The sequence below is a fragment of the Sorangium sp. So ce204 genome (genome assembly GCF_051526795.1).
In the GTDB taxonomy this organism is placed as follows: domain Bacteria; phylum Myxococcota_A; class Polyangia; order Polyangiales; family Polyangiaceae; genus Sorangium; species Sorangium cellulosum_B.
This window is the reverse complement of the sequence record NZ_CP150317.1, coordinates 12,361,047-12,386,609: the sequence shown is the minus strand read 5'-3', so window position 1 is coordinate 12,386,609 and position 25,563 is coordinate 12,361,047. Positions and strand designations below refer to the sequence as shown.

The following is a 25,563-nucleotide window of genomic DNA, read 5'->3' as shown; positions in this document are numbered from 1 at the left end:
ATGGATGGCGTCGAAATTGGTGACCGACAGGGACAAGTCCAGCCGCGCCGTGGCCGCGTCGGCCGAGACGCACGCCGACGAGATCGCGAAGGGCATTGCGGCCGAGCTCGCGCCCTGCCTGAGGTCCGGCGAGAAGATGCCCGACGTGGCGTTGCTCATGCGCCTCGTCGCGCGCCGGCTCGCCGCGGACACGGCCGCGCTGGTGGCGGCCGACGACGCGCACGAGCGCGAGCTCGCCGACGACGCCGCGCCCCGCGAGGCGCGCGACGAGGCGGCCGCCCGGTTGCGCTCGGTGCTCGTCGACGGGCGCGCCGCCGTCGACGCCGCATTCGGGCCGGCGGGCCTGCGCAAGCTGCTGCTGGACGGGGCCGTCGCCGAGGACCCTTCCGTGCTCGTCACGGCCGGCGAGCGGGTCGCGAGCGCCCTGCGGGACGCGGAGATCAAGCTCCCGAAGCCGAGGCGCGCGTCGATGAAGCTCGATCGCGCCGCGCTCGCCGACGAGATCGCGGCCGAGCTGCCGGCGCTGAAGAAGGCGCTCGCGAAGGTCGCGACCGAGGAGCGCGAGAAGGAGGCCACGCTGCGCGCGAAGCAGAGCGCCATGCGCAAGAGCGACAAGAGCTTCGGCCAGGGCGCCACGCTGCTCGCCGCGAGCTTCACGTTCGCCGGCCTCGAGGATCTCGCCGCCAAGGTGCGCCCCTCCGGCCGCAGGCCCGGACGGACCGCGGCAGAGGAGGACGACGCGCCGCCCCCCGAGGAGCCCGCCTCGCCCGCATCGCCTCCAGCGCTCGAAGGCGACTGACCGCCGGCCGCGCGGGCCGAGCCTGAAAGCGGCCCCTCCGCTCCCCAACTCGCGCTGCCACGGCCGGGAAACGCGATGATCCCGCGGCAAAGCGCGCTCCGAGCCGTTCCCCGCGGCCGTCGCCGCGGGCGCAACCCTTCCGAAGCGATCGGCGGCTCCGGGGCCGCCGGCCCCTCGCCTTTCCCACGGCTCCAGCGTCGTCTCGCCCTGGGCTCGCCGCCTGTGGAGCGGCTATTGCGTCGTCTCGCCCTGGGCTCGTCGCTTGTGGACGGGCTGCTGCGGCGAGCCCCACACGTCCCTGCGTCCCCTGCGCTTCGGTGGACGGCGCTGGCGTCACCACAGACTCCCGTCGGATGCACCGGAGGACACCTCCCCGGTCCGGCGACGGTCCTTGCGTTGGCGACGGACGATATGGCGCACGAGGGCGCGATCCACGGCCGCGCAATGTCCTATCGCTTTCGTGAGGACGCTTGCGCCTGAAAAAGGGGCGGGCGAGCGTGCCCGGGCGAGAAAAGTCGTGGGGTGGAGGCAATGAGATGAGAACGGTGCGATTGGCGACGATCGTTGCGGCGGCTCTTGCCGCCCTGGTGCTTGGTGCGACCGTGCCCGGGTGCCTGTGGGATCGCGACGACGAACCCCTGAGCGGGAGGATTTGCGCGATTCCGAATACCGGCGTCGTCGAGCACTGCGTCGACGCGAGCGAGGGCCCGGCCAGCGCGTGGAACAAGGCCGAGGCGGACGGCGAGCTGCCGATATTCATGTGGGCGCGGTGGTCGGGTCGCGTGACGCCCGAGGAGCTCATCGCGAACGAGGCGGAGCTCGGGGCCTGGTTCGACACCATCGATCGGGTCGTGTCCTATGTGCGCGACGAGAAGAAGCACGCCGAGTCGCTCCGGGCGACGCTCCATGGCGAGCTCGGTAAGCTGCTCCGGCTGATCAGGGATAGCCAGGAGGAGGCCCTCCAGGCAGAGCCGATCCATGCGGCCGACAACTTCAACGAGGCGATGACCGGCAAGGCGAGCGCTGAGCGGGGGCCCCTCGCCGCAGCGATCGCGGCGGACAAGCTGGCGATGGCCGCCGTGCAGGCCATCCTCGATCGAGCCAGGGACGAGGGCGCGCCGCTGCAATCCAGGTACGCGGGCGCGGCGGCGCGCTTCGCCGCCTACCGCGCGACCGAGGCGGCGGAGACGGCGGCGTACGCGGCGCTCTCGGCGCAGGCGTCGCGATCGGCGATCGACGAGCTCGACGGCGTGGAGCAGGCGGTGCTCGCGGCGGCGCGCGAGGCGAGCCGCGCGCCGGGCGAGCTCGCCGCGGAGGTGATGACGCTTGCGGCGGAGCTCCAGGCGTTCGCTGTCTCGTCGGAGGAGGCGCTCGCGCCGCACAGGGAGTTCCTTGCGACGCACGGCGCGGCGCCGCCGGACATGACGTCGGGGGCGCTGCGGTCGCTGAATGCGATGCTCGGGTATGTGCAGCGGCGGGTCGGCCGGAGCGACGCGACGGCGACGGCGCTGCTCGGCGGCATCGCGCTGCGCCGGCAGGCGCTCGTCGCACTCCAGAGGGACGAGGGGGCGCGCGAGGCGATCGCGCGGGCGCGGAGCCGCAAGGCGTCGGAGGTGTTCGGCGAGGGAGCGCGCGCGCGGGTCGCGGCGCTCGCCGCGGCGCCGCCGATGAGCGAGAAGCTCGGGCTGCCGCTCTTGGCCGAGCGGTGCGGGGAGCTCTTGGCGCTGGTGCAGATGCGGCCGCTCTGCGAGGCGGCGCCGTCCTCGTGGCGAGAGGCCGGGTGCGCGACGCTCCGAGGGCAGCTCGACGCCGCGGAGGCCGAGCTCAGGACGGGCTTGCCGCAGAAGATCGCGGCAGGCCTCGCGGCGCTGCGGGAGAAGGGGATGGGCGCGGCAGAGCTCGACGCGGCGCAGGCGAGGCTCGACGCGGGCGACGTGAAGGGCGCCGCGATCGCGTATGACGCCGCCGTGCGCGGCGCGGAGGGGACATGAGCCGCTCGAAGGATCTCGTCACGCTGCGCGGGCGGATCGCCGCGGGCTTCCAGAAGGTCGTCGCGCTGATCGCGGTGCTGGCGGTGCTGGCGCCGTCGCCGGCGTGGGCGCGCACCCGCACGCCGTACAGCATGCTGTGGAGCAGCGACGAGGACGCCAACTCTTGCGGGTCTACCGAGCTGGAGACCGAGGGCGACGCGTTCTTCGAGGTGAACCAGACGCCGCTGCCCACCTATGGGGTTCCGGGCGCGCTGCAGACCCACGGCGACGGCTCGCGGAGCAACACGTTCGAGGCAGAGTTCGACTCGGTGCTGCTCCGCACGGGCACCAACGAGTTCCACTTCAGGGTACACACCGCGAACGGCTCCGACTGGTGTACCCACGCGCGCGAGGTGGTGCACCTCGTCTCCGAACCGCTCGGGCTGAACAAGCCGCTCTTCGACATCCGCCGCGACGGGACCGGCTTCGAGGGCAGCACCGTGGCCGACCTCAGCCTCGCGGAGATCAACCCGGCGCTCGCGCGCGACATCGCGGAGCTGGAGGTCGCCATCGGCAAGCTGATGGAGGCGATCCTCCGGAACGCCGCCAAGATAGCGGACCTCCGGGCGCGGATGGATCTGCTGCGGCAGCTCGACACCGAGTTGCACGACCTGGTGAGCCGGCCGCTGGACGAGATCTCGCGGACCGACGTCGACGCGATCCTCGACCGGTACGAGGACGTTGTCGACCCGGCGACGCGGGCAGCGATGGAGCAGCTCGTCGACGACCTGAAGAAGAGCGTCAGCGACCTGGAGGACGAGCTCGCGCGGCTGATGGACGAGTTCGGCGCGCAGGCCGACGAGGTGGGGGACCTCGCGACGCAGGACGCGCGCGCCGAGGGATGGAACCCGGACGACCCGTGGGCGTACGCGCTCGGGGAGAGCGAGGTGCCGTGGGTCGAGGTGCCCGACATCGCCGAGGTAGAGGGAGCGTTCGAGGAGGGGAGAGACCCGTACGCGGCGTATGCGGACGGCGTGATCGCGGCGCTGGAGGCCGACGTGAGCGGCGGGGTGGTGGTCGCGCGGGCGGACTTCGTGGCGAACGTGCGGGCGTGGCGGGACAACAGCGCGGCGCTGGAGATCGCGCTGCGCGACCGGATGGGCGTGTCACTGGCGGAGACCAACGCGTTCCTGAAGGCGCAGAACCGGATCACGGCGGTCGTGCGGCGGTTCATGGATGCGTCGGACTGGTTCATCGACACGCCCGTCCCGCCGGACCTGCGGGCGCAGGTGGACACGGTGCTGAAGCCGCGGTTCGACGCGCTCGCCGACCAGATGAAGGATAGCCTGAACCAGTGGACGGGGGACGGGCTCGACCTGGAGCAGACGCAGCTCTACCAGACGATCAGCGCGTTCGCGGGCGCGATGTCGACCGTCGCCGAGGGGTTCGGGGCGTACGCGGAGGTGATGCAGACGCTGGTGCACGCGACGACGCGCATCGGGGTCGGCTTCGTGCCGGTGGTGGGGCCGGCGCTCGACCTGTGCGAGGCCGTCACCGGCAAGGCGTGGTGCCTGCCGTCGGGGGAGGAGCTCAGCGACGAGGAGCGGATCTTCTCGGGGGTGGGGTTCGGGCTCGCGGCAGTCGGGCCGATGTGGCGCGCGGTCCGTCGCGCCGGCGGGCTGACGCCGGATGCGATTCGCGTTGCCGAGGAGATCGCGCAGATGGGCGAGGAGCTCGCCACGGCCCTGCGCGCACCGCGGCGCACCTGGTACAAGACGCTGCGTGGGGCAGTCACGAGCAAGTCGCTCGACGCGATGGAGAAGAAGGCGGCCAAGTTCATGCTGGACGACGGGCGGGCGCTCGTCGGGGTGGGGGATGACGGCGTGCGCACAGTGCTGGATATCCCGAAGCAGTCACCCCCTCTCACCGACCTTGCCAAGGCTCCCGATTTCCTGTCGGTCACCAAGGGGAACGCGCTCGCTCTCTCCGAGGTGAAGTCGATTGAGGAGGGGAGCATCGACGTCGATAAGGCACTCAAGCAGTTGACGAACGCAATGGAGGCACTCAAGAAGAAGGGACTCGCCGGAGATGTTCAGAGGGTCGAGCTGATCATGCCCAAGGGCGCGCCGCTCAACAATGAGGATCTGAAGATAGTGGACGGCTACTTGCTCAGGGTGAGCACGGGCGAGCGCATCACTATCAAAGGGTTCAAGAATCTGGTGATGGTCATCCAGCTATGAGCGATTCAGGTCCTTGGTTCTATGCCTGGTGTGACGAGGCGGCCCGAGTTGAGGCGTTCGAGGCGGCCCTGGTCGCCCTCGTCCACCCACAGGGGTGCTGCGATGTCGACATTACCTCGCTCGACACTCCTGCCAGGATATGGCGTCGCTCGATCCTCATCGACGAGGTTGTCACAGTGACACGTGCCGCCTTTGCTGCGAATACGCACGTCTCCGTGGACTTCGGAGTGCAGCTGAGATCTGGGCGTTGGTCCTGCTTCGGCATCGAGTGCTTCGGCGAGGAGTACGAGCGCCGGTACCCATCCGGCCCTCTGCGCGGGTCGCCGTTCGACCGGAGGGATGTGCTCCCGTCGCGCATCGAGATCGCCTTGGGCGTGGGCCTGGGCGGCGTGGAGATCGAGGCGGCGATCGCGTCGATGCAAGTCCAGCAGGACATCGATGATCTCCTGATCCGCCTCTGCGCGCCGGAGGAGCATGCGCGCGTGAAGACCGGCGCATGCGTGGGTGTCGGGGACTGGGGCTCCCCTGTCGAGACATGCGCGACCTACCACGCTGACGTCGCGTCGATCGCGCGCGATCTCGCCCTCTCATGGGTCCATCTGAACGAGGGCTATAAAACGCCGACTACGGCGGGCATGTCGCTCGACTCGCTGCGCGCGCGCATCGACGCTGCTCCGCGTGGGGCGCGTGTCGGTATCGCAGGCGACGTCGAGCTCGTGCGCCAGCACATGCGGATGGACTGGGCCGCAGCAGCATCGAGAGACATGCGGCCGACGCGCGCCGAGGCCGTTCGTCGTGGAGCGCGCGCTGCCACCGAGGGAGACGCCGAGCTCACGCGCGAAACCGTCATCAAGGCGCTTGATATGCCTCCGAGCCTGCTCCTCGACGCGCTCGAAGCCTCTGCATTGCCGGACGACGCATGGCGGTCGGTCGAATCGGCCGCCCTTGAGACCATCGCGGCCACGAAGGAGGGCGCGCCCACCTACGAGGCAGACGTCACCTCGCGCAAGCACGTCCAGTTCATCGAGCGCCACGCCCCCTACCACGTGCGGCGTCTGCCGAGTGGCGGTGTCATGCTGGCGACGCACCCCTACCGCACGCTCTGGCCGCTCTGGGCGGATGCTCTCTTCCTGCTCGACCTGATGTCCTGATGCCGGTCGTGCGACGTCGTCGCTTATCCGGACTCCGCACCCGGGCCGCAGGTACCAGACGGCGCCCCCTCCCTGAGCGCGACCTTGGGAAGGGCTCCCGACATTCTCACCGTGACCAAGGGAAACAAGCTGGCCCTGACCGAGGTGAAGGACATCGACAGTGCCATTGGGAATGGTCGACATCGACCACGCACTCACGCAACCGGAGAATGCGATGAAGCAACTGAGCGACAAAGGACTCGCCGGCGACGTCGAACGGATCGAGCTCATCACCCCCAAGGGTGCGTCGCTCAAGAACGAGAACGAGCTCGTCAAGGACGGCTATCCAGTCGACGCGCTCACGGGTAAGCGCATCAAGTTTGAAGGCTTTAAAGGCTGTAGGAACCTGGTCATGGTGATCCAGCTATGAGTGTATCAGGTCCCTGGCTCTACGCATGGTGTGACGAGGCGGACAGGGTCGACGCGCTCGCGGCGGCTCTGTCTGCTCTCGTCATCCCGGGGGGAACGTGCGGCTTCCACATCGAGTCCATCGACCATCCCGATAGCACCTGGCGATGGCGCGATACGGTCACCCTGAGCGAGACGGTCGCGGCGGTGCGCGCAGGATTCACCGCAGGGACGCATGTCTTCGCATCCTTCGGCGTGAAGCTGAGCTCCGGCAGCGCAATCGAACTCGCCATCGAATGCAATGGCGAAGAGTGGGAGCGCCGGTATCCCTCCGGTCCTCTATGCGCAAGCCCCGGCGATCGCACCGATCTACTTCCCTGGAGCCTTCGCATCGCCCTCGGCGGTACCCGCTCTGTCGAGGTCGAGGCGGCGATCCTGGCGGTGCAGGTCCAGCAGGATCTCGAAGATCTTCTGGTCCGCCTCTGCGCGCCGGATGCGCGTGCGCGCGTGTCGGCCGGCGCCTGGACGGAATTCGCGGCTTGGGGGCCGCCCACCAAGGCGTGCGCGACCTATCACGCCAACGCGGCGTTGGTTGCACACGATCTCGCCCTTACGTGGGTAAACCTGCGGGATGGTGACAAAGTCGCACATTCCGCGGGAATGCCAACGGACATGTTGCACGCGCGCGTCGACGCCGCGCCGCGCGGAGCGCGCGTCGCTGTTGAGGACGGCGCTGAGCTTTCGCGCGAAGCGGTCCTCAGGGCGCTCACGGAGTCACCGGTTGCGCTGCTCGACGCACTCGAAGCGTCCTCGGTGGCGGATGAGGAATGGCGCACCGTCGAATCGGCCGCTCTTGAGACCATCGCAGCGACGAAGGAGGGCGCTCCGACGTGCGAGGTGAACGTGACGTCGCGCAAACACGTCCAATTCATCGAGCGCCATGCTCCCTACCACGTGCGTCGCCTCCCGAGCGGCGGGGTGGTGCTGGCGACGCACCCGTACCGCACGCTCTGGCCGCTCTGGGCGGACGCCCTCCTCCTGCTCGATATCACGTCATGACGTGAAGGATCTATTCGCTCTGCGTCGCGGCCCGCGATATTCCATCGAGGCCGCCGTCAACCATCAGAATCGGGATATATCGTTTATGAGCAATGACCACGGCGAAAGGATGGGCGAGCTCTCGCGTCTCGTTGGGCTGGTACTCGACGTCGCAAAGAGTGCTCTGGAGGGACAGGGAACATTTCTCCCCGGTTCGATCGCGGTCGACGCCGCCAGGAAGTATGCCATCGGTGTGGCGCCGCACGGCGGTGTTGACGGCTGGACGCTCCTCACGACCGCGTTCCGGCAGCGCGCGGCGGCCGAGGAGCTCCGGGCGGTCGCGCTCTATCGAGACGTACGGGTCCGTGAACGAGGTGCATCGGAGCACGTGGACGCCATCCATGCCGTCGTGGAGCTCGCCTCGGGCGAAGCGGTCCAGGTGTTCCAGATCTATCGCAAGAATGACGCGGGGGAGGTCGTCTACGACAGACCGGAGATCGAGCAGGCACCCTCCGTCATCTTCGGACGGCGCACCCCTCCCTGAGCGCGCGGAGCGCGCGATTTGGGAGGGGCGGACCGCGCGCAGGCGCGGAGCGCCGAGCACGGGCCGGGGATGGGCATCCGCTCTCGCTCGGCCGTCGGGCCTCTCACCGTGACATGCTCCAGGCGCTGAGCTTGTACTATTCTTCGCTGGTCGGCGCGCTCGAGGCCTCGGCGGTGCCGGACGAAGCATGGCGCGCCGTGGAGCCTCGTGCGCGCGAGCTCGTCCAGGAGCTTATCGAAGAGCCCAGGGAGGGCGAGACCTCCTACGAGGTGAATGTCGCCACGGGGAGACACGTCCGGTTCATCGAGCACCACTCGCCCTACCACGTCCGGCGCCTTCCGAACGGCGGCCTGATGCTGGCCACCCACCCCTTCCGCACGCTCTGGCCGCTCTGGTCCGACGCCCTCTTCGTACTCGGCCTCATGTCCTGACGGAGAGTCTCCCCCGCTCTCGCCACGTCGAGCTCTGCACCTGTTGCACCTGCGCTTGTCATAGGGCCGGTCTCCGCTCGCGCAGACTCCACCGCTCCAGCCCTCGCAAGCCCCCCTCCAACCGCGGCTCCCGCCGTGTGATAGCCTCGCAGGACGCATGGCACCCTACCGCTCCTCTCGCGAGGACCGCGCCGCACCCCCGCCGCCGCCCCCGGGCCCGGTCGCCGACATGGTGCAGCAGTTCGCCGACCCGTACGCCTTCCTGCGGGAGCTCGTGCAGAACGGCATGGACGCCGGCGCGCGGAAGATCGCCGTGCGCGTCGAGGCGCTGCCCGGCGCGTGCGCTACCTCGGTCACCGACGACGGGTGCGGCATGAGCCGCGAGGACATCGAGGGGCCGCTGCTCACCCTCTTCAACTCGTCGAAGGAAGGCGACGCGACGAAGATCGGGAAATACGGCGTCGGCTTCGTCTCCGTGTTCGCCCTCCAGCCAGAGCAGGTCGACGTCGAGACGTGGCGCGACGGGAAGGCATGGCTCCTGCGGCTGCACAGCGACACGAGCTACGAGCTCGAGGACGCCGGACCGCGCCAGGGCAGCGGCACACGCGTGACCCTGATCCAGCGGCTCGACCGGGAGGCGTTCGTGGAGCACGCGCGCCGCGCGCACGCCGCGCTCCGCCGCTGGTGCCGCCACGCCGACCGCGAGATCACCCTGAGCATCGCAGACCACGAGGGGGGCTCCCGGACGGGCGCCGTGCGCATCGACGCCCCGCTCTCCATCGCAGCGCCCGTCTCCGTGACCGCCGTCGAGGAAGAGACCACCGTCGTCGTCGGCCCCTCCGCCGGCGCTCAGCACCTCGCGCAGCCGAGGAGCGGGGAACCCGCCGCCGAGCACGGGCAGAGCTTCGCCGGCTTCTACAACCGCGGGCTCACCCTGTTCGAGACCGCGGACGAGCTCTTCGGCGGGCTCTCGGGCGTGCGGTTCAAGGTGATGAGCCCCCACCTCCAGCACACCCTGAGCCGCGACAACGTGCGCCGCGACGACGCGTTCTGGGACGCGATCGCGCGCGTGCGGGAGCTCGTCAAGGGTCCGCTCCGGCGCGAGCTCGCCGCCCGCCTGCCGCAGGCCGCGGCCGCGGCTGCCGCTGGCGGGGCGGAGGGCGCCGCCGCCTACGCGGCGATGCTGGAGGCGGCGCTGTCGCCGCCGACAGCGCTCGATCCGGACGAGATCCCGTTCCCGCTCGCGAGCCCGGTCGCCGGCGAGCGGAGCCGCGCGGGGCTCCGGGCGCTCGCGCCGGGGCGCGCGCCGCTGCTCGTGGCCAGGCGATCCGACGCGCTGACCGCGGCCATGGCCCGCGGCGGGCTGCCCGTCGTGCTGTGCAACCATCCCGCGACAAGGGCGCTGCTGAAGCGGTGCTTCCCGGCGGCGCGCGTCGAGAAGGCGCACGCCGCCTACCTGCTCGTGCGCGAGGAGCGCGAGGAGCGCGAGGAGTTGAAACGCGCCCGCGCCGCGGACGCCGCGCTCCTCCAGGTGATCGCCGACGCGCTCGCGCGCGCCCGGCACGGGGTCGCCCGGGTGAGCTTCTGCCAGATCGAGGGCGCCCTCCGCCAGCGCAGCGGGTTCCTCCTGCCCGGGAGCGGGGAGCGCGCCGGGCCCGAGCAGAGCTGCCACGCGGCGCGCGAGGTCGTGCGCCGCGCGGCGCGCTTCCCGCCAGGACACGCCCTCTACCTCAACATCGAGAGCGACTCCGTGACCCTCGCGCGCAGGCGCGCCGCCGTCGACGCGGTGACCGCCGGCAACCTGCTCGCCCGCGCGCTGCTCGTCGAGGCCAAGGGGCCGCTCGATCCCGAGGACAGCGACCGGCTCCTCGACCTCTCGGCGAGCCCGCCGCCGCGCGCTGGGGCGGCGCGCGGCGAGAGGGCGCCCGCAGGCGGCGCGCGCCCCGCGCCGAGGGGGTCGCCGCGGTGAGCCGGGTCGTCGCCCGCGGCGCGATCCGCGTCGATGCCCGCCGCGCCGTCCAGAAGCTCAGGGAGCACCTGCTCGTCGACCTGGACCTCTACCTGCTCGAGCTCGTCCGCGCCGCGGCGGCCGGGGGCGCGACGCGGATCGATCTCCGCTACGACGCCGACGACGTCGTCGTGACCTTCGACGGAGAGCCGCCCGACGGGTCCGCCCTGGCGCGCCTCCTCGACCACGTGCTCAACGCCGCGCCCGACGCCGCGTCCCGGAGGCTCCGCCTGCTCGCGCTCGGCGTGAACGCGGCGCTCGGGCTGCGCCCGGCGCGCGTCGATCTGCTCACGACGGGGCCGTCCAGCGCGGCCAGAAGCGCGAGCTGCACGCGCGTGCGCTTCACGCCCGCCCTGATCGAGGCGCCCGCCGAGGCCTTCGCGCCGGCCGACGGCCCCGCCTGCGACGAGGTCCCGAGGCCGCCGGGAATGCCCGCGGCCGGCCTGCGCATCGAGGTGCGGCGGAGGCTCGGCTGGTCGGTGCTCCGCCGGGCGCTCACGGGCGATAGCCCGCCCGAGCTCGCGCACCTCGCCGCGGCCACCAGCGATTTCCCGATCCCGATCACGCTCGCCGGCGAGCCGCTGCGCCGCGCTCTCCCGGGCGGCGACCTCGCGGTGCTCGTGCGCGTGCCGTTCCACGTGCGCGGCGCGCGCCGCGCAGCGCTGGAGATCGTCGCGCCTTCCGAGCCCGCAGGAGGGCCGGCCAGCTCGGCGCCCCGCTCGCGCCCCCTCGCCGCGCCCATCTCCGCTCCCCTGCCCCCGGGCCTCCCCGCCGTCGACTACCTCGAGCGCGGCGTGCGGCTCGTCCGCGAGCGCTGGAGCTTCGCCCCGCGGTTCCCGTCGGAGCCCTACCAGGGCGTCGAGCTCCCGGTACGCGTCGTCGTCGACGCGGACGCGCTGCCCACCAACGCGTCGCGCTCGGCGGTGCGCGAGGACGCGCCCCTCCGCGCGCGGCTCCGCGAGGCGGCGGCGGGCGCGCTGCTCGACGCCATCCAGGCCCTCGCCGCGCTCGTCTGCGGCGAGGGCGCGGTCCCCGACGGCGCGCTCGTCGTCGACGAGGACAGCGGCCGGCTCGCGGACGCGCTCGCGGCCTTCGCCTGCGTCGCGACCGGGGCGGCGCGGACAGGCGCCGAGCTGCCCGCCGAGGCGCGGGCCGTGCGCGAGCTCCCGCTGCTCCGCGACGGGCGCGGGCGGCCGACGTCGCTCGCGGCGCTCGACGCGCACGATGCGGCGCGGCTCTTCCTCTTCCGCGGCGACGCGAGGCTCCCGAAGGAGCTCGCCCCCTGGGCCGACGACGTGGTCTGGAGCACGGGGGGCCTCGTCGAGCGCGCGCTCGCCGGGCTCCCGCTCGCCGACGCCGAGGCCATGATCGAGCAAGTGAAGCTCGGCGCCGAGCGCCGCAGGGCGTTCCTCCTGCACGCGACCGGCGATCCCGTCGTGCCGCCCTCCCCGGAGCACGCGTTCCGCGACGCCTTCCAGGTGGACGAAGGGCCGCTCGCCGGCCTCCGCGGCGAGCTCGCGGTCTTCGCCGGCGACCGCGAGCCCCCGCGCGGCGCGGAGGTCCGGGTGTTCGTGGACGGGCGCCACCTCGAGACCGTGGAGCTCGATCCCGCCGCCGTCCCCTTGCCCGTCGAGATCGCGCTCGCGTGGAAGGGGCGCGTGCGGCCGCGGTTCGCGTACGACGGGGTCGAGCGCGACGCGCGCTTCTGGCGCGCCGTCCGCCATGCGCTGAAGCTCGCAATCGCCGCGGCCGACCGCGAGGCGAGGCGGCTCTTCGGCCCGGGGGACGCTCAGCGAGGCGCGCCCTCGACGGCGCCCGCGCCTGCGCCCGAGGGCGAGCTCGCGCGCGTGAGGCCCGCGCTGCGCGCCGCGATCGGCGCGGTGTTCTGCGCGCCTCGGCGCCTCGGCGCCGGGGACGGCGGCCCCGGGCGCGGAGGCGGCGCGGCGCCGGCCCCGGACGACGGCCCCGCGCCCGCGAGCTTCGAAGGCCTCCTGGACGCGCGGATCTGGCCCACGCTCACGGCGGGGTCGTTCGTCAGCCTGAACGGCCTCTCCGCGCTCTCCCGGACGACGCGCGGCCTCTGCACGGCGCCGCCCGAGGCGCGGGGGCGCGCGGCCGACCGGAGGCCGGTGCTCGCCGTCTCGCAGCGCGAGCTCGACTGGCTCGCCGCCGCGCTGCCGGAGCGCGAGCTCGTCCCCTACGGCCCGGCCCTCTTCACCGAGGACGAGCTCGCGGCGCGAGGGCCGGCGCGGCGGCGCGCGCTCGCGGCGTCCCTGGAGAGGCTCGGGGCGATCCCCGCCGGCGCGCCGGTCCTCGAGGTCAGCGGCCCCGGCTTCCTCGCGCTCGCCACGCCGAGCGACGCGACGGTGGAGGTGTGGCACCACGCGTCGCGGCCCCTCGCCACCCTGGAGGCCGCGCCCCTGTTCAGCCCCGCCGCCATCGCGATCGACGACGACGCGGCGGCGCCGAACAGCGGCTGGGACGGCCTCCTGTCGCCGCGCAACAACGCCGCCGTCCACGCGGTCGAGCGCGCGCTCTGCGAGGCGCTCGTGGCCGCGCTGGAGGGCGACGCCGCAGCGCGCGCGCGGCTCGGCCTGCGGGGCGATCCGCGCGGCAGGCCCGACGCCCGCGTGAGCGCCTACCTCCTCGACAGCGTGCACGCGCTCCAGTCGCGCGCGCGGGCGCTCAGAAGCGCGCCCCTCGAGGCGGCCCCGAGCGAGCTCGCCGCCCGCATCCGGCGCCTGCCGCTGCTCGGGATGCTCGACGCGCGCGGCCAGGAGGTCGCGTGCTCGCTCGAGACCCTCGACGCGACGCACCCGGCGCCCGCGCCGATCCCGGTGCTCGACGCGGCGCCCGGCTTCGAGACGCTCTCCTGGCACCCCCTCGTCGCCCGCGACCCGCGAGAGCGCGCGGCCCTGATGCGGTGGGCCGGCGGGCGCGCCCTCCTGGCGCAGAGCGGGGTGCCGGCGCGGCGGCAGCGCGCCGCCGCCGAGCAGGAGCGCCGCGCGTCCGCCGGCAAGGCGCAGCAGGAGCAGGGCGCGCGCGGGGCCGCTGGCCCGCCGCGCGCGCCGCTCGCGCTGCCAGGCGCGCCCTCGCACCCGCTGCTGCGGGTGAGCGCCGCCGCGCTCGGCGTGCCGGGGCTCGAGGGCGAGATCGAGATCGTCGAGGGGCCGGTGTCGGACGCCCGCTTCGTCGGCCCCGACGGCGCGGAGCGGCGCGTGGAGGTGGAGCTGCCGATCCCGCTCCGCCTGCTCGTGCGCGCCGGCGCGGCGGACCCGTCGAGGGACGCCTCGCGCGCGATCCTGACGCGCCTCGCGAAGGCCGCCGGCCGCCACCTGATCGCGCTGGCGCCGCGCTTCGACGAGCTGCCGCCGTTCGCGCGGGGCCACGCGCGCCGCGCCGTCCTGAAGACGCTCGCCCAGGGCAAGCGCGTCGTCGCCGACGCGGCGCGCGCGCCGCTCTTCCACGACATCGAGGGGAACCTCTTCTCGCTCGACGACCTCCGGCGCGACCCGCGCGCCGAGTGGCTGTGCACCTCGACGCCGCCGCCCTACCCGAGGCCGCGCTACGAGCGGCCGGTCCTCGCGCTGAGCAGGCCCGAGCGGCTGCAGCTCGCGACCGCCGTGCTCGTCAAGGACATCACCGACGCGGTCGCGCGCGATCGCGCGGCCGAGGAGCGCCTCACGGCGCCGCCGCTCGCCGCCGTCGGCCTCGACGCGGCCGCGCGCGCGGCGTGCTTCGTGATCCTGCCCTTCGAGACGCCGGCCGGCGCGCAGGAGGGCGCGCGGGCCGCGCACGGCGAGATCGGCCTGCTCGCCCCGGAGCACGCCTGGGCGGCGGGCATCGCGGTGCACGTGGGGCGCCGCCCGCTCTGCGCGCTCGACGCCGGCGACGGGTGGCCCCTGTGCGCGGCCGTCAACGACGACGCGCTCGAGCCGAACCGCGCCTTCGACGGGCTCAAGGCCCGCGGGGACGCGTCGAGGCTCCGGCAGGCGGTGCGCGACGCCGCCGCGCGGTGGCTGCGCGCCCGGCTCGCGCCGCCCGGCGACGCGCTCGCGACGCGGTGGATCGACGTCGCCACCACCTGGCCCCTGCCGCTGTTCGTGACCGGCGCGCTGTGGCTGCCCGCGCGGTGGCCGCGCGCGCCCGAGGTGCTCGTCGCCGCGCCCTCCGCGGCGGTCCTCGGCGAGGGCCGCGGGGGCGGCGAGGAGCGCGACGGCGGCGGCTTCACCCCCGTCGCGCTGCGCTGCGGGGCGGGCGGGGGCCCCGGGACGACCGGCGTGGCCCCGCTCGCGCCCGTCGAGGGGAGGCTCCTCGTGTGGCCGCTGCGCGAGACGCGCTGGGACGCCATCGCGGAGCTCGCCATGGAGGCCGCGGCCTCCATGGCGGCCGAGCTCTCGGATCAGGCGGCCGCGGCGCCGTACCTGTGGAACTTGCACCTGCTCGGCCGCCTCTCCGGCGGCAAGATCGCGGCGCGGACCGCCTCCGGGGAGAGCGTCGGCCCGGCGGCGGTCCGCGCCGAGCTCGCGGCGAGCGGCTGCCTGTGGATCACCGATCGCCGGGGGAGCGCGGACGGCGATTTCCCGGACGGCTCGCCGCCGTTCGTGCTGCTCGACGACGGCTCGTCGCTCGTCGAGGTGCTGCGCCACCGCGCCGCCCCCGGCGCGCTGCGCGAGCTCGGCGCCCTCGCGGCGACGCCCGCCCCGGCCGCGGCGATCGCGGCGGAGATCGGGCCCGCCTCCGGCACGGGCCTCCCCGCCTCCGGCACGGGCCTCCCCGCCGCGAGCGCGGGCCCTCCCGCCGCGGGCGCCCGCGGCGCGGAGGCGCCCGCGGCCATGCGTGACGCGGAGGCGCCCGCGGCGGAGGCGCCGCCCGACTCGAGCGGCGCGCGGGCCTGGGCGATCGCGCTGTGGCGCAGCGTGCTCGGCCTGCTCGGCGGCGAGGCGGCGCCGGCGCCCGGCGCCACGCCCGAGGGGCAGGAGGCGGCGGCCGGGAGCCCGCTCGCGGCCGCGCTCCACGAGGCCATCGTCCGGATGAACCTCGAGGGGTCCCCTGTGCGCGCCGTCGTCGAGGGCCGCTCGGGGCGGCCGATCCGCTACGACGCGAGCCGGAGGCACATCGTCGTCAACACCGAGCACGAAGCGCTCGCGTGGCTGCGCGCGCGCGGGGCGCCCGACCCGGCGGCCGTCGCGCTGCTGGCGGCGGCCGCCGTCGGCGAGGTGAACCGGGCGCTCCAGTCGGTCACCGACGCGGAGGAGCGCCGGGCGCTCGACCATCTGCTGCGCTCCATCGGGTAGCGCGCGCGGGCGCCCCGCCCCCGGCGTTGCCCGCGCGCCGCCGGGGCGCAAAGCTCTTCCCCGTGGACACCGTCTTCACCGTCGGCCACGGCACCCGCAGCGTGGAGGAGCTCGTCGAGCTGCTCGGCGAGGGGCCGGCCGACACGCTGATCGACGTCCGGAGGTTCCCGGGATCGAGCCGCTCCCCTCACCTCGGCCGCGCTGCGCTCGCCGAGGCGCTGCCCCGGCTCGGGGTGACCTACGTCTTCCGCGGCGACGCCCTCGGCGGACGGCGGACCGGGCGGGCCGACTCGCCGCACGTCGCCTGGGAGAACGCGAGCTTCCGGGCCTACGCCGATCACATGGAGACCGCCGCGTTCCAGCGCGCGCTCTTCGAGCTCGAGGCGGAAGCGCGCGCTGGACGGCGAATGGCCCTCCTGTGCGCCGAGACGCTCTGGTGGCGGTGCCACCGCCGCCTCATCGCCGACGCCCTCGTCGCGCGCGGGCTGGCGGTCGTCCACCTGCTCGGCCCCGGCGCGCGGGCCCCGCACGCGCTGAACCCCGCCGCCCGTCCCGACGGCGCCGGCCACCTGATCTACGACGTCGGCGCGCAGCGCGCGCTGCCGCTCGGCGGCGCCGGCGCGGAGCGCGGGCCCGCGCGGCGCGAGCCTGCGCGCCCGCGCCGCGCGCGGTGATCCCGGCCAGCCTGGTGGCCGCGGGCCAGAAGCGCGTCGCATTCCTGCGGACGGCGATTGGCGCGGGAGCCCGCGATCGACCCGAGGTATCGCTGGCCGCTCACCGGCGCCGACCGGAGGGCCGTACGGTACGTGTCAAAAATCACGAAGTCCGCGTCGCGATCCAGTCGGGTATCACCTGAAAAATAGACCATCAGTCGTCTCACTGACGTCCTGATCCCGGCCCACCTGGAGCGCCATCCGCTCCCACGGAGGCTTTCCGCGGAGCGCGAGATCGAGCGCGCCCCCGCCCGTCCGGTATGGCGGAGCCGCACCGATTCCGTTACCGTCCCGAGATCACATGAAGGCGCGCCCGATGTGGGCAGGGCCTCCTGGCTCGGGAGACAGTAATGAAAGTGCAACGCATTTCGGCGATCCTGCTCACCTCGGTCGCCTTCTCTGCAAGCTTCATCGGTTGCGGCGACGACGATCCGGGCGAGGGCTCAGGCGGCGGCTCTTCCTCTTCGACCACGAGCTCGTCATCGGGAGTCGCCTCGACCACGGGCGCGGGCGGGAGCAGGGCCGAGTTCCTCGGCGCCGGCTGCAAGGCCGACGCCGAATGCGGGCCGGACGGCGTGTGCGCCCTGGAGTCGGACGGGGAGGCCGGTCCTGCGGGCGGGTACTGCACGATGGAGTGCATCGACGACGGCGACTGCGAAGGCGAGGGCAGCGCCTGCCTCGGGGGCATGTGTTACCTGGGCTGCGCCTTCGGAGAGCCCGAGATTGAGTTCATCAACGATGAACTCGACCCGTTCAAGTGCCACGGCCGCGAAGATCTGCGCTGTGAGGAGGCGGACGGCGTGACGGTCTGCATGCCGAACTGCGGCTCCGACTCCCAGTGCTCCGACTCCGGCCGCAGCTGCGATCCCAGGCAGAACGCGTGCGTCGACACGCCGCACGAGGGCCTGCCGATGGGGGCCGCGTGCGACCGCGACGCGGACGAGGACCCGTGCGCCGGATGGTGCGCGGGCTTCCCCGGCGGCGTCACCGCGTGCACCGAGTTCTGCGGCTTCGGCGGCGATCCGTTCGAGTCCGACTGCGGCGGGTCCGAGAACGGTATCTGCCTCTACCAGTTCGACGATGTCGTCGGCGCCGGCGACTTCGGCGCCTGCACCAAGGCGTGCACGGCGCACGACGAGTGCCTGTTGCCGAACGCCCGCTGCCAGAATATCGGTTTCACGGCCAACGGCTTCTGCGTCTTCACGAAGCTGGCGTGCGAGGACAACAGCGATTGCAAGGCACCGGACGAGTGCGCCGAGACGCCTGATGGCTTCTTCTGCCTCGACCCGGCGTTCCCGCTGAGCAACGAGGGCACTGGCGGCGGCGGCGGCGCGGGTGGCGCCGGCGGCAGCGGCGGCGCGGGTGGCGCCGGCGGCAGCGGCGGCGCGGGCGGCGCCGGCGGCAGCGGCGGCGCGGGCGGCACCGGCGGCGCGGGCGGCGCGGGCGGCAGCGACAGCGCGAGCAGCTCCAGCAGCGCGAGCAGCTCCAGCAGCGCGAGCAGCTCCAGCGGCGCGGGTGGCAGCGGCGGCACCGGCGGCACCGGCGGCGCGGGCGGCACCGGCGGCATCGGCGGCGCGGGCGGCACCGGCGGCACCGGCGGCGCCTGATCGCTGAGCCTCAGGACAGGCACTCATCTCATCTCCTCTCGATCTCCAGGAGGTGAGATGAGCGCCTCGCGCTCCACTCCCCTCCCTCGAAGCACCCGAGACACCGCGGTGGCGGTCGCGACGACGCGTTACCCAGGGCTCCCACGCGCCCAGGGAGCGGCGCGCGCCGCCGTCGCCATCCCCTCTCCGTCGCGAGCGCGAGATCTGTCTATCGGCCCGCGGAGGACGCGTTCGCCCGCGGCGACAGGCCGCGGACGAGGGTCGCGAGCGTGCGCAGCACCGGGGTGTCGATCCCGGCCCGGCGCGCGCGCTCGACCACCGCGCCCTGGAGGATATCGACCTCCGTCGCGCGGCCGGCCCGCACGTCCTGCAGCATCGAGGGCTCGGTGAGCGGGAACTCGGAGCGCGTGAGTGCGAGCATCGCGTCCGCGGTCGCCTCGGAGATCTCCGCCCCTTCCGCCCGCGCGACCGCGATCACCTCGAGCATCGCCGCCCGGGTGAGGTCCTCCATCCGCTCCGCGACCACGCCGGCGCGCTGGCCGGTCAGCGCGCAGATCGCATTGAAGGGGGCGTTCCAGACCATCTTCTCCCAGAGCATGGCGCGGTGGTCCGCCCCGCGGCGGACCGGGATGCCCGCGCGCTCGAGCAGCGCGGCGGTCGCCTCGACCCGCGCCTCCTGCCCGGGCCGGTAGGGCGCGAGCCCGGCGCGCGTCGGCGCGAGCGTCTCGATCTCGCCAGGCCCGGCGACGCCCGCGGACATGTACGCGATCGCGGCGATCACGCGCGGCGCGCCGACGTCGCGCGCGACAACGTCCTCGGAGTCGAGCCCGTTCAGGAGGGGCGCGGCGAGGCCGTCCGCGGCGAGCAGCCCGGCGAGCTCCGCGCTCACCGCGGCGAGCGACGGCGATTTCACGGCGATGAGCGCGAGATCGAACGGCCCGCGCGCCCCGTCGAGCGGGGCGACACGGAGCGGGGGAGTGCGCAGCTCGCCGGACGGCGTGCGGACGATGAGCCCGCGGGACCGCATCGCCTCGGCGTGCGCGCCGCGCGCGACGAAGGTGACGTCTTCCCCGGCGAGCGCGAGCCGCGCCCCGAAATAGCCGCCCACCGCGCCCGCGCCGACGACGAGGATCCGCATCGGCGGCGACCATAGCACGCTCGAGCCGGACCGCGGCGGGCCGACGAGTGGCGACCCGCGGGGATTGCGGATATGCCTACGCCGAGATGCGTAGGCCGGAAGCCCCCGCCACGGCGCACGAGAGCGGCCTCATGAGCGCAGGCGAGCCGAGCGTGACGATGGAAGCCGAGCAGCTCCAGCGCTTGCTGGACGCCCTGCCGGCGCTCATCTCGTATATCGACAGCGACGAGCGCTACGGCGTCGCCAACCGGGCCTACGAGCGCTGGTTCGGCGAAGACAGCGGCTCGATCGTCGGCCGGCAGGTGCGCGAGGTGATCGGCGACGCCGCCTACGCCGTCGTGAAGCCGCACATCACCGCGGTGCTCGCCGGACGGCCGCAGGACTTCGAGTCGCGGCTCACCTACCGGGAGGGCCGCCGGCGCCACGTGCGCATCCAGTACATCCCCCACCTCGGCGCGAGCGGCGACGTGCGCGGCTTCTTCGCGCTCGTCGCGGACGTCAGCGAGCAGAAGCGCGCCGAGGACGCGCGGCGCTTCCTGGCCGACGCGTCGGCCGCGCTCGATCCGGCGCAGGGCCGCGACGCGGGCTTCCGGCGCGTCGCGGCCCTCGCGGTCGCCTCGGTGGCCGATCTGTGCGCCGTCCACACGCTCGAACCGGACGGCTCCGTCCACGCGCGGGTCGTCGCGCACGCCGATCCGGCCAAGGCGGAGCTCGCCGCCCGTCTGACCCGGCGCAGCCGCCCCCTGCCGGCGCCCGGGGAGCCGCCATCGCCGCTGCGCGAGGTGCTCCACGGCGGCCACGGCCGGCTCCTGCCCGACCTCGCCTGCCACGCGCCGGCCGGCGAGGACCACCTCGCCGCCCTGCGCGAGCTCGGCTGCCGCTCCGCGGTGATCGTGCCCATCCGCGGCGACGGGTGCGTCCTCGCGGCGCTCACGCTCGCGTCCGCAGAGGCGGAGCGCACCTTCGACGCCGCCGATCTCGCCTTCGCCGAGGAGCTCTCGCAGCGCATCGAGGTCGCCTTGCAGCGCGTCCGCCTCTACGACATGGCCCGCGACGCCGAGTCCGAGGCGCGGCGGCGCTTCCTGGCCGAGCAGGAGGCGCGCCGGGCCGCCGAGCGCGCGGCGCAGCGCATGGCCGGCCTCCAGCGGATCACGGCGGCGCTCGCCGACGCGCTCACCAGCGAGGCCGTGGCGCAGGTCGTCGTCGACATCGGCGTCGCCGCCGCGGGCGCGTACGCCGGGGCCATCGTCGTGACGGCGGGCGACGCGCTCGAGTGCCTCAAGGAGGTCGGCTACGAGCGCGAGGCCGTCGAGCGCTTCCGGCAGATGCCCCTCGACGCCTCCCTCCCGCTCACCGACGCGCTGCGGACCGGCGCGCCCGTCTGGCTGCGCTCGCGCGAGGAGTGCTCCGCCCGCTACCCGCGCATCGCGAGCACCGTGCTGTCCGGCGCGACCGTGTCGCTCTGCTGTCTCCCGCTCGTGGTCCAGGAGCGGCCCATCGGCGTGCTCGGGCTGAGCTTCGCGGAGCCGCGCCCCTTCGACCGGGAAGAGCAGGAGTTCCTAGTCGCTGTGTCGCGCCAGTGCGCGCAGGCCATGGAGCGCGCCCGCCTGCACGAGGAGCGCGCCGCTCTCGTCGAGCGCGAGCGGCGCGCCGCCCTCGAGAACGCACGGCTCTACCGCGAGGCCCACGAGGCGGACCGGCGCAAGGACGAGTTCATCGCCATGCTGTCGCACGAGCTCCGCAACCCGCTGGCGCCCCTCACCACTGGCCTCGAGCTCCTGCAAATGAGCGCCCAGATGAGCGCCGGCGAGCGCGCCGATCGCGACGACCGGCAGATCCTGGCGACCCTCGAGCGGCAGGTGAAGACGATCGTCCGGCTCGTCGACGATCTCCTCGACGTCTCCAGGATCACGCGGGGCAAGATCGAGCTGAAGCGGGAGCGGCTCGACGTCGCCTCGGTCGTCGAGGCCGCTGTCGAGTCGGTCCGCCCGCTGCTCGTCCAGCGCGGGCACGATCTCGTCCTGTCGGTGGATCCGGGCGTCTTCGTGCACGGCGACCGCGTCCGGCTCGAGCAGGTCGTCGTGAACCTCCTCAACAACGCGATCAAGTACACGAACCCCGGCGGCCGCGTCTCGCTCGCCTGCGCCGCGATCGCCGGCGACGCGCGGATCCGGGTGACCGACACCGGCGTCGGCATCTCCGCCGACCTGCTCCCGCGCGTCTTCGAGCCGTTCATGCAGGCCCGGCGCACGCTGGACCGCTCCCAGGGCGGCCTCGGGATCGGGCTCACGCTGGTCAAGCGGCTCGCCGAGCTGCACGGCGGCCGCGTCGAGGCGCGGAGCGGGGGCCCCGGTGAGGGGACGGCCATCAGCGTCTGGCTCCCGCTCGCGGGCGCGCCGGCCGAAGCCCCCGCTCCGCCGGCGCTTCCCCCAGCGCTCGAGGCCGCCCCTCCGCGCGCCACGACGCGCCCCCTCCACGTCCTCCTCGTCGACGACAACGTCGACGCCGCCGAGGGCCTCCGGCGCGTCCTCCAGCTCCACGGCCACGCCGTCTCGATGGCCCACGACGGCCCGGCGGCGCTCGAGGCCGCGCGCGCGTCGAGGCCCGATCTCGTCCTGCTCGACATCGGCCTGCCCGGGATGGACGGCTACGAGGTCGTCCGGCGCCTGCGCGCCGAGCCCGAGCTCACGCGCTCCTACATCGCCGCCCTGTCCGGCTACGGGCAAGACCAGGACCGCCGCCGCTCGCGCGAAGCCGGCTTCGACGCGCACCTCACCAAGCCGGTCGCGACGGAGCAGCTCCTGTCCCTGCTCGCCGAAGCCGCCCCGCGCGGCTGATCGGCCCGCGCTCCATTTCAGAAGTGCAATGCAGCCGCGCCTCCCGCCAGGCGCGCGATACATCGCTGAAACAGACTCTTCCAGTTCTGAACGTTGCGCCCATTTCCTTTCATCGGCGCTGTCGCGTCCAGACGCGCTCCGGGCCTTGTTGTGCCCGTTGATGCTCGCGAAACGTGCATGAAACAGAGGTGGCAGAGGCATTTGTGTAAGAGGCCGTGCGCGCCGTCGGGCCGACAATTTATTCCTGCGAAACAGTTGCGAAACAGAGCCCACAGTACACAGTTTTTGGTCCGGGACTGTGGCTGACGCCTGGTACGGACGGCAGCGCGGCAGTGACGGTGAGAAGGACTCACCGGGTCCAAAGGTGGGTTTCATGAGCAAGAAGAAGGACCTCCTCGTCATCGGCAACGGCATGGTCGGGCACAAGTTCATCGAGAACATGGTTCTCGGTGGCTTCCTGCGCGAGTGGAACATCACGACCTTCTGCGAGGAGCCGCGGCTCGCCTACGACCGGGTGAACCTGTCCGCCTTCTTCAACGGCAAATCGGCCGAGGATCTGTCGATGGTCAAGCCCGGCCTCTACGAGGAGGCGGGCATTCAGGTCCACCTCAACGACAAGGCCGTCTCGATCGATCGCCGGAAGAAGGCGGTGACGTCGGCGAAGGGGAAGACGGTCTATTACGACAAGCTCATCCTCGCCACCGGCTCGTACCCATTCGTCCCGCCGATCAAGGGCAAAGACGCGAAGGGCTGCTTCGTCTACCGCACGATCGACGACCTCGAGGCCATGGACGCCTACGCCAAGGTCGCGAAGGTCGGCACGGTCATCGGCGGCGGCCTGCTCGGGCTGGAGGCGGCCAACGCGCTCAAGAACATGGGCCTCCAGGTCCACGTCGTGGAGTTCGCGCCGCGCCTGATGGCCCTCCAGGTCGACGACGCCGGCGGCGCGATCCTCCGGGCGAAGATCGAGTCGCTCGGCGTGAACGTGCACACGAGCAAGTCGACGACGGAGATCGTCGCGGAGCACGGCCGCGTGGCGAGGATGGTCTTCGCCGACCAGAGCGAGCTCTCGACCGACATGATCGTCTTCTCGGCCGGCATCCGCCCGCGGGACGAGCTCGCGAGGGCGTGTGATCTCGCGCTCGGAAACCGCGGCGGCGTCGCCATCAACGAGCGCTGTCAGACGTCGGATCCGGACATCTACGCGATAGGCGAGTGCGCGAGCTATAACAGCCAGCTCTACGGCCTGGTGGCGCCCGGCTACCACATGGCCAAGGTCGCGGTCGACGCCCTCACCGGCGGGAAGGAGACCTTCAGCGGCTTCGACATGAGCACGAAGCTCAAGCTGATGGGCGTGGACGTCGCGAGCTTCGGCGACGCGTTCGCGACCCAGCAGGGCGCGCGCGTGCTCAGCTTCATGAACGCGACGTCGAACGTCTACAAGAAGCTCGTCGTCAGCGGGGACGGCAAGCTCCTCCTCGGCGGCATCCTGGTCGGCGACGCCGCGAACTACGGCCAGCTGCTCCAGCTCGTGCAGAACAAGATCGTCCTCCCGCCGCACCCGGAGGACCTCATCGTCACGGCGCGGGACGGCGCGAAGCCGGCGGGCCTCGGCGTCGACGCGCTGCCCGACACCGCCATGATCTGCTCGTGCCTGAACGTCACGAAGAAGGCCATCTGCTCGGCCATCTGCGACGACAAGCACGTCACGGTCGCCGGCATCAAGTCGCACACCAAGGCCGGCACGGGCTGCGGCTCGTGCACGACGCTGATCTCCGACATCCTGAAGAAGGAGCTCAAGAAGGCCGGCGTCGCGGTCAACAACTACATCTGCGAGCACTTCAACCACTCGCGCCAGGAGCTCTATCACCTCGTCCGGATCCACCAGATCAAGACGTTCGACGACCTGCTCGCCCGCCACGGCCAGGGCAAGGGCTGCGAGATCTGCAAGCCCGCGGTGGCGTCGATCCTCGCGTCGACGTGGAACGAGCACATCCTGAGCAAGAAGCACCTCCCGCTGCAGGACACGAACGATCGGTACCTGGCCAACGTCCAGCGGGACGGCACCTACTCGGTGGTCCCGCGCGTGGCGGGCGGCGAGATCACGCCGGATCAGCTCATCGCCCTCGGGGTGGTCGCGAAGAAGTACAACCTGTACTCGAAGATCACCGGCGGCCAGCGCGTGGACCTGTTCGGCGCGCGGCTCGAGCAGCTGCCCGACATCTGGCGCGAGCTCATCGCCGCCGGCTTCGAGTCGGGGCACGCGTACGGCAAGGCGCTGCGCACCGTGAAGTCGTGCGTGGGCAGCACCTGGTGCCGCTACGGCGTGCAGGACTCGGTGGGCTTCGCGGTCGCGGTCGAGAACCGCTACAAGGGGCTGCGCAGCCCCCACAAGCTGAAGTCCGCGGTTTCCGGCTGCGCGCGCGAGTGCGCCGAGGCGCAGGGCAAGGACTTCGGCATCATCGCGACGGAGAAGGGCTACAACCTCTACCTCTGCGGCAACGGCGGGATGAAGCCGCAGCACGCCCAGCTCTTCGCGTCGGATCTCGACGAGGCGACGCTCATCAAGTACCTCGACCGGTTCCTGATGTTCTACATCCGCACGGCGGACCGGCTCCAGCGCACGTCGGTGTGGTTCAACAACCTCGAGGGCGGCATGGATTACCTCCGCCAGGTCATCATCGAGGACTCGCTCGGGATCTGCGATGAGCTCGAGAAGGAGATGGCCCACCTCATCGCCACGTACGAGTGCGAGTGGAAGGCCGCGGTCAACGACCCCGAGAAGCTCAAGCAGTTCCGCCAGTTCGTGAACGCCGGGGAGCCCGACCGGAGCATCGTGTTCGTCAGCGAGCGCGCGCAGCACCGCCCCGCGGCGTGGCAGGAGAAGTCGAACCTCGTCGAGGAGATGATCTGACAGCAGGGCCGAGGGGCCTTGTCTGAGGGAAACCGTCATGAGCGAGCTGCACACTTCGAAGGCGCCTCGGAGCGAGACCATGACCCAGGGGTGGATCGACGTCTGCGGGGTAGAGGACATCATCCCGAACACGGGCGTCTGCGCGCTCGTCGGGAAGCGCCAGATCGCGCTGGTCCGGGTCGGCGAGGGCGAGGAGGTCTACGCCATCAGCAACTTCGACCCGTTCAGCAAGGCGTTCGTCCTCTCCCGCGGGATCGTCGGGGACAAGGGGGGCGTCCCCAAGATCGCCTCGCCGATCTACAAGCAGAACTTCGATCTGCGGTCGGGTCAGTGCCTGGACGACCCGGGCGTGAGCATCCCCGTGTATCCCCTCCGGGTCCGGGGCGGGCGTGTCGAGATCCAGGCCGCGGCGGAGCCGCTCGCGGCGGCGAGCTGACGGGATGACCTGGCGAGCCAGCGCCAGGCGCTCCCGTGCGGCGGACGCGCCGC

At 72.9% G+C, this 25,563-nt stretch carries 16 protein-coding genes; 15 read left to right on the top strand and 1 reads right to left on the bottom strand.

All coding sequences use genetic code 11. The features are described 5' to 3' along the window. Positions 1–4: 4 nt before the first annotated feature. The 12 genes from WMF22_RS46855 (at position 5) to WMF22_RS46800 (ending at position 18,185) form a co-directional block, all read left to right on the top strand. A complete protein-coding gene (locus WMF22_RS46855) occupies positions 5–799 on the top strand; it encodes a hypothetical protein (protein ID WP_438033972.1) in 795 nt (264 codons plus the stop codon). Positions 800–1,344: 545 nt separating this feature from the next. Continuing rightward, positions 1,345–2,790, top strand: a complete 1,446-nt coding sequence (locus WMF22_RS46850; protein WP_438037338.1) for a hypothetical protein — start codon at positions 1,345–1,347, stop codon at positions 2,788–2,790. Continuing rightward, entirely contained in the window at positions 2,787–5,009 is a 2,223-nt protein-coding gene (locus tag WMF22_RS46845; RefSeq protein WP_438033971.1) for a hypothetical protein, read from the top strand. Before WMF22_RS46850 ends, WMF22_RS46845 begins: the two co-directional genes overlap by 4 nt. Next, positions 5,006–6,160 (top strand): hypothetical protein, encoded by a 1,155-nt coding sequence (locus WMF22_RS46840; protein WP_438033970.1) that lies wholly within the window; start codon positions 5,006–5,008, stop codon positions 6,158–6,160. The genes WMF22_RS46845 and WMF22_RS46840 overlap by 4 nt, the downstream gene beginning before the upstream one ends. A 172-nt stretch (positions 6,161–6,332) precedes the next feature. Next, positions 6,333–6,569 (top strand): hypothetical protein, encoded by a 237-nt coding sequence (locus WMF22_RS46835; RefSeq protein ID WP_438033969.1) that lies wholly within the window; start codon positions 6,333–6,335, stop codon positions 6,567–6,569. Continuing rightward, entirely contained in the window at positions 6,566–7,606 is a 1,041-nt protein-coding gene (locus tag WMF22_RS46830) for a hypothetical protein (protein ID WP_438033968.1), read from the top strand. Before WMF22_RS46835 ends, WMF22_RS46830 begins: the two co-directional genes overlap by 4 nt. An 85-nt stretch (positions 7,607–7,691) precedes the next feature. Next, positions 7,692–8,129 (top strand): hypothetical protein, encoded by a 438-nt coding sequence (locus tag WMF22_RS46825; protein WP_438033967.1) that lies wholly within the window; start codon positions 7,692–7,694, stop codon positions 8,127–8,129. Positions 8,130–8,260: 131 nt separating this feature from the next. Next, positions 8,261–8,560 (top strand): hypothetical protein, encoded by a 300-nt coding sequence (locus WMF22_RS46820; protein WP_438033966.1) that lies wholly within the window; start codon positions 8,261–8,263, stop codon positions 8,558–8,560. 157 nt (positions 8,561–8,717) lie between these two features. Beyond that, positions 8,718–10,529: an ATP-binding protein gene (locus WMF22_RS46815; protein WP_438033965.1), complete on the top strand. Its 1,812-nt coding sequence runs from the start codon at positions 8,718–8,720 to the stop codon at positions 10,527–10,529. Beyond that, entirely contained in the window at positions 10,526–15,865 is a 5,340-nt protein-coding gene (locus WMF22_RS46810) for a hypothetical protein (protein ID WP_438033964.1), read from the top strand. Before WMF22_RS46815 ends, WMF22_RS46810 begins: the two co-directional genes overlap by 4 nt. Positions 15,866–15,927: 62 nt before the next feature. Beyond that, positions 15,928–16,539 carry a DUF488 domain-containing protein gene (locus WMF22_RS46805; RefSeq protein WP_437296302.1) on the top strand — a complete coding sequence of 204 codons (612 nt, stop codon included), beginning with the start codon at positions 15,928–15,930 and terminating at the stop codon, positions 16,537–16,539. Between the two features lie 389 nt (positions 16,540–16,928). Continuing rightward, positions 16,929–18,185 carry a hypothetical protein gene (locus WMF22_RS46800; RefSeq protein ID WP_438033963.1) on the top strand — a complete coding sequence of 419 codons (1,257 nt, stop codon included), beginning with the start codon at positions 16,929–16,931 and terminating at the stop codon, positions 18,183–18,185. A 208-nt stretch (positions 18,186–18,393) separates the two neighbouring features. On the opposite strand, the gene WMF22_RS46795 is transcribed toward WMF22_RS46800, so the two are convergent. After that, positions 18,394–19,323 (bottom strand): ketopantoate reductase family protein, encoded by a 930-nt coding sequence (locus WMF22_RS46795; RefSeq protein ID WP_438033962.1) that lies wholly within the window; start codon positions 19,321–19,323, stop codon positions 18,394–18,396. A 131-nt stretch (positions 19,324–19,454) separates the two neighbouring features. Here WMF22_RS46795 and WMF22_RS46790 point away from each other — a divergent pair, with 131 nt between their 5' ends. The 3 genes from WMF22_RS46790 (at position 19,455) to nirD (ending at position 25,510) form a co-directional block, all read left to right on the top strand. After that, positions 19,455–22,160 (top strand): ATP-binding protein, encoded by a 2,706-nt coding sequence (locus WMF22_RS46790; protein WP_438033961.1) that lies wholly within the window; start codon positions 19,455–19,457, stop codon positions 22,158–22,160. A 373-nt stretch (positions 22,161–22,533) separates the two neighbouring features. Continuing rightward, positions 22,534–25,074 carry a nitrite reductase large subunit NirB gene (nirB, locus tag WMF22_RS46785; protein ID WP_438033960.1) on the top strand — a complete coding sequence of 847 codons (2,541 nt, stop codon included), beginning with the start codon at positions 22,534–22,536 and terminating at the stop codon, positions 25,072–25,074. A gap of 37 nt (positions 25,075–25,111) precedes the next feature. Then, a complete protein-coding gene (gene nirD, locus WMF22_RS46780) occupies positions 25,112–25,510 on the top strand; it encodes a nitrite reductase small subunit NirD (protein ID WP_437296297.1) in 399 nt (132 codons plus the stop codon). The last annotated feature ends 53 nt before the right edge of the window (positions 25,511–25,563 follow it).

Coding starts and splice junctions, on each gene's coding strand:
- WMF22_RS46855 (WP_438033972.1), top strand. CDS start 5: ATGGCGTCGAAATTGGTGACCGACAGGGACAAGTCCAGCCGCGCCGTG.
- WMF22_RS46845 (WP_438033971.1), top strand. CDS start 2,787: ATGAGCCGCTCGAAGGATCTCGTCACGCTGCGCGGGCGGATCGCCGCG.
- WMF22_RS46840 (WP_438033970.1), top strand. CDS start 5,006: ATGAGCGATTCAGGTCCTTGGTTCTATGCCTGGTGTGACGAGGCGGCC.
- WMF22_RS46835 (WP_438033969.1), top strand. CDS start 6,333: ATGGTCGACATCGACCACGCACTCACGCAACCGGAGAATGCGATGAAG.
- WMF22_RS46830 (WP_438033968.1), top strand. CDS start 6,566: ATGAGTGTATCAGGTCCCTGGCTCTACGCATGGTGTGACGAGGCGGAC.
- WMF22_RS46825 (WP_438033967.1), top strand. CDS start 7,692: ATGAGCAATGACCACGGCGAAAGGATGGGCGAGCTCTCGCGTCTCGTT.
- WMF22_RS46815 (WP_438033965.1), top strand. CDS start 8,718: ATGGCACCCTACCGCTCCTCTCGCGAGGACCGCGCCGCACCCCCGCCG.
- WMF22_RS46800 (WP_438033963.1), top strand. CDS start 16,929: ATGAAAGTGCAACGCATTTCGGCGATCCTGCTCACCTCGGTCGCCTTC.
- WMF22_RS46795 (WP_438033962.1), bottom strand. CDS start 19,323: ATGCGGATCCTCGTCGTCGGCGCGGGCGCGGTGGGCGGCTATTTCGGG.
- WMF22_RS46790 (WP_438033961.1), top strand. CDS start 19,455: ATGAGCGCAGGCGAGCCGAGCGTGACGATGGAAGCCGAGCAGCTCCAG.
- nirB (WP_438033960.1), top strand. CDS start 22,534: ATGAGCAAGAAGAAGGACCTCCTCGTCATCGGCAACGGCATGGTCGGG.
- nirD (WP_437296297.1), top strand. CDS start 25,112: ATGAGCGAGCTGCACACTTCGAAGGCGCCTCGGAGCGAGACCATGACC.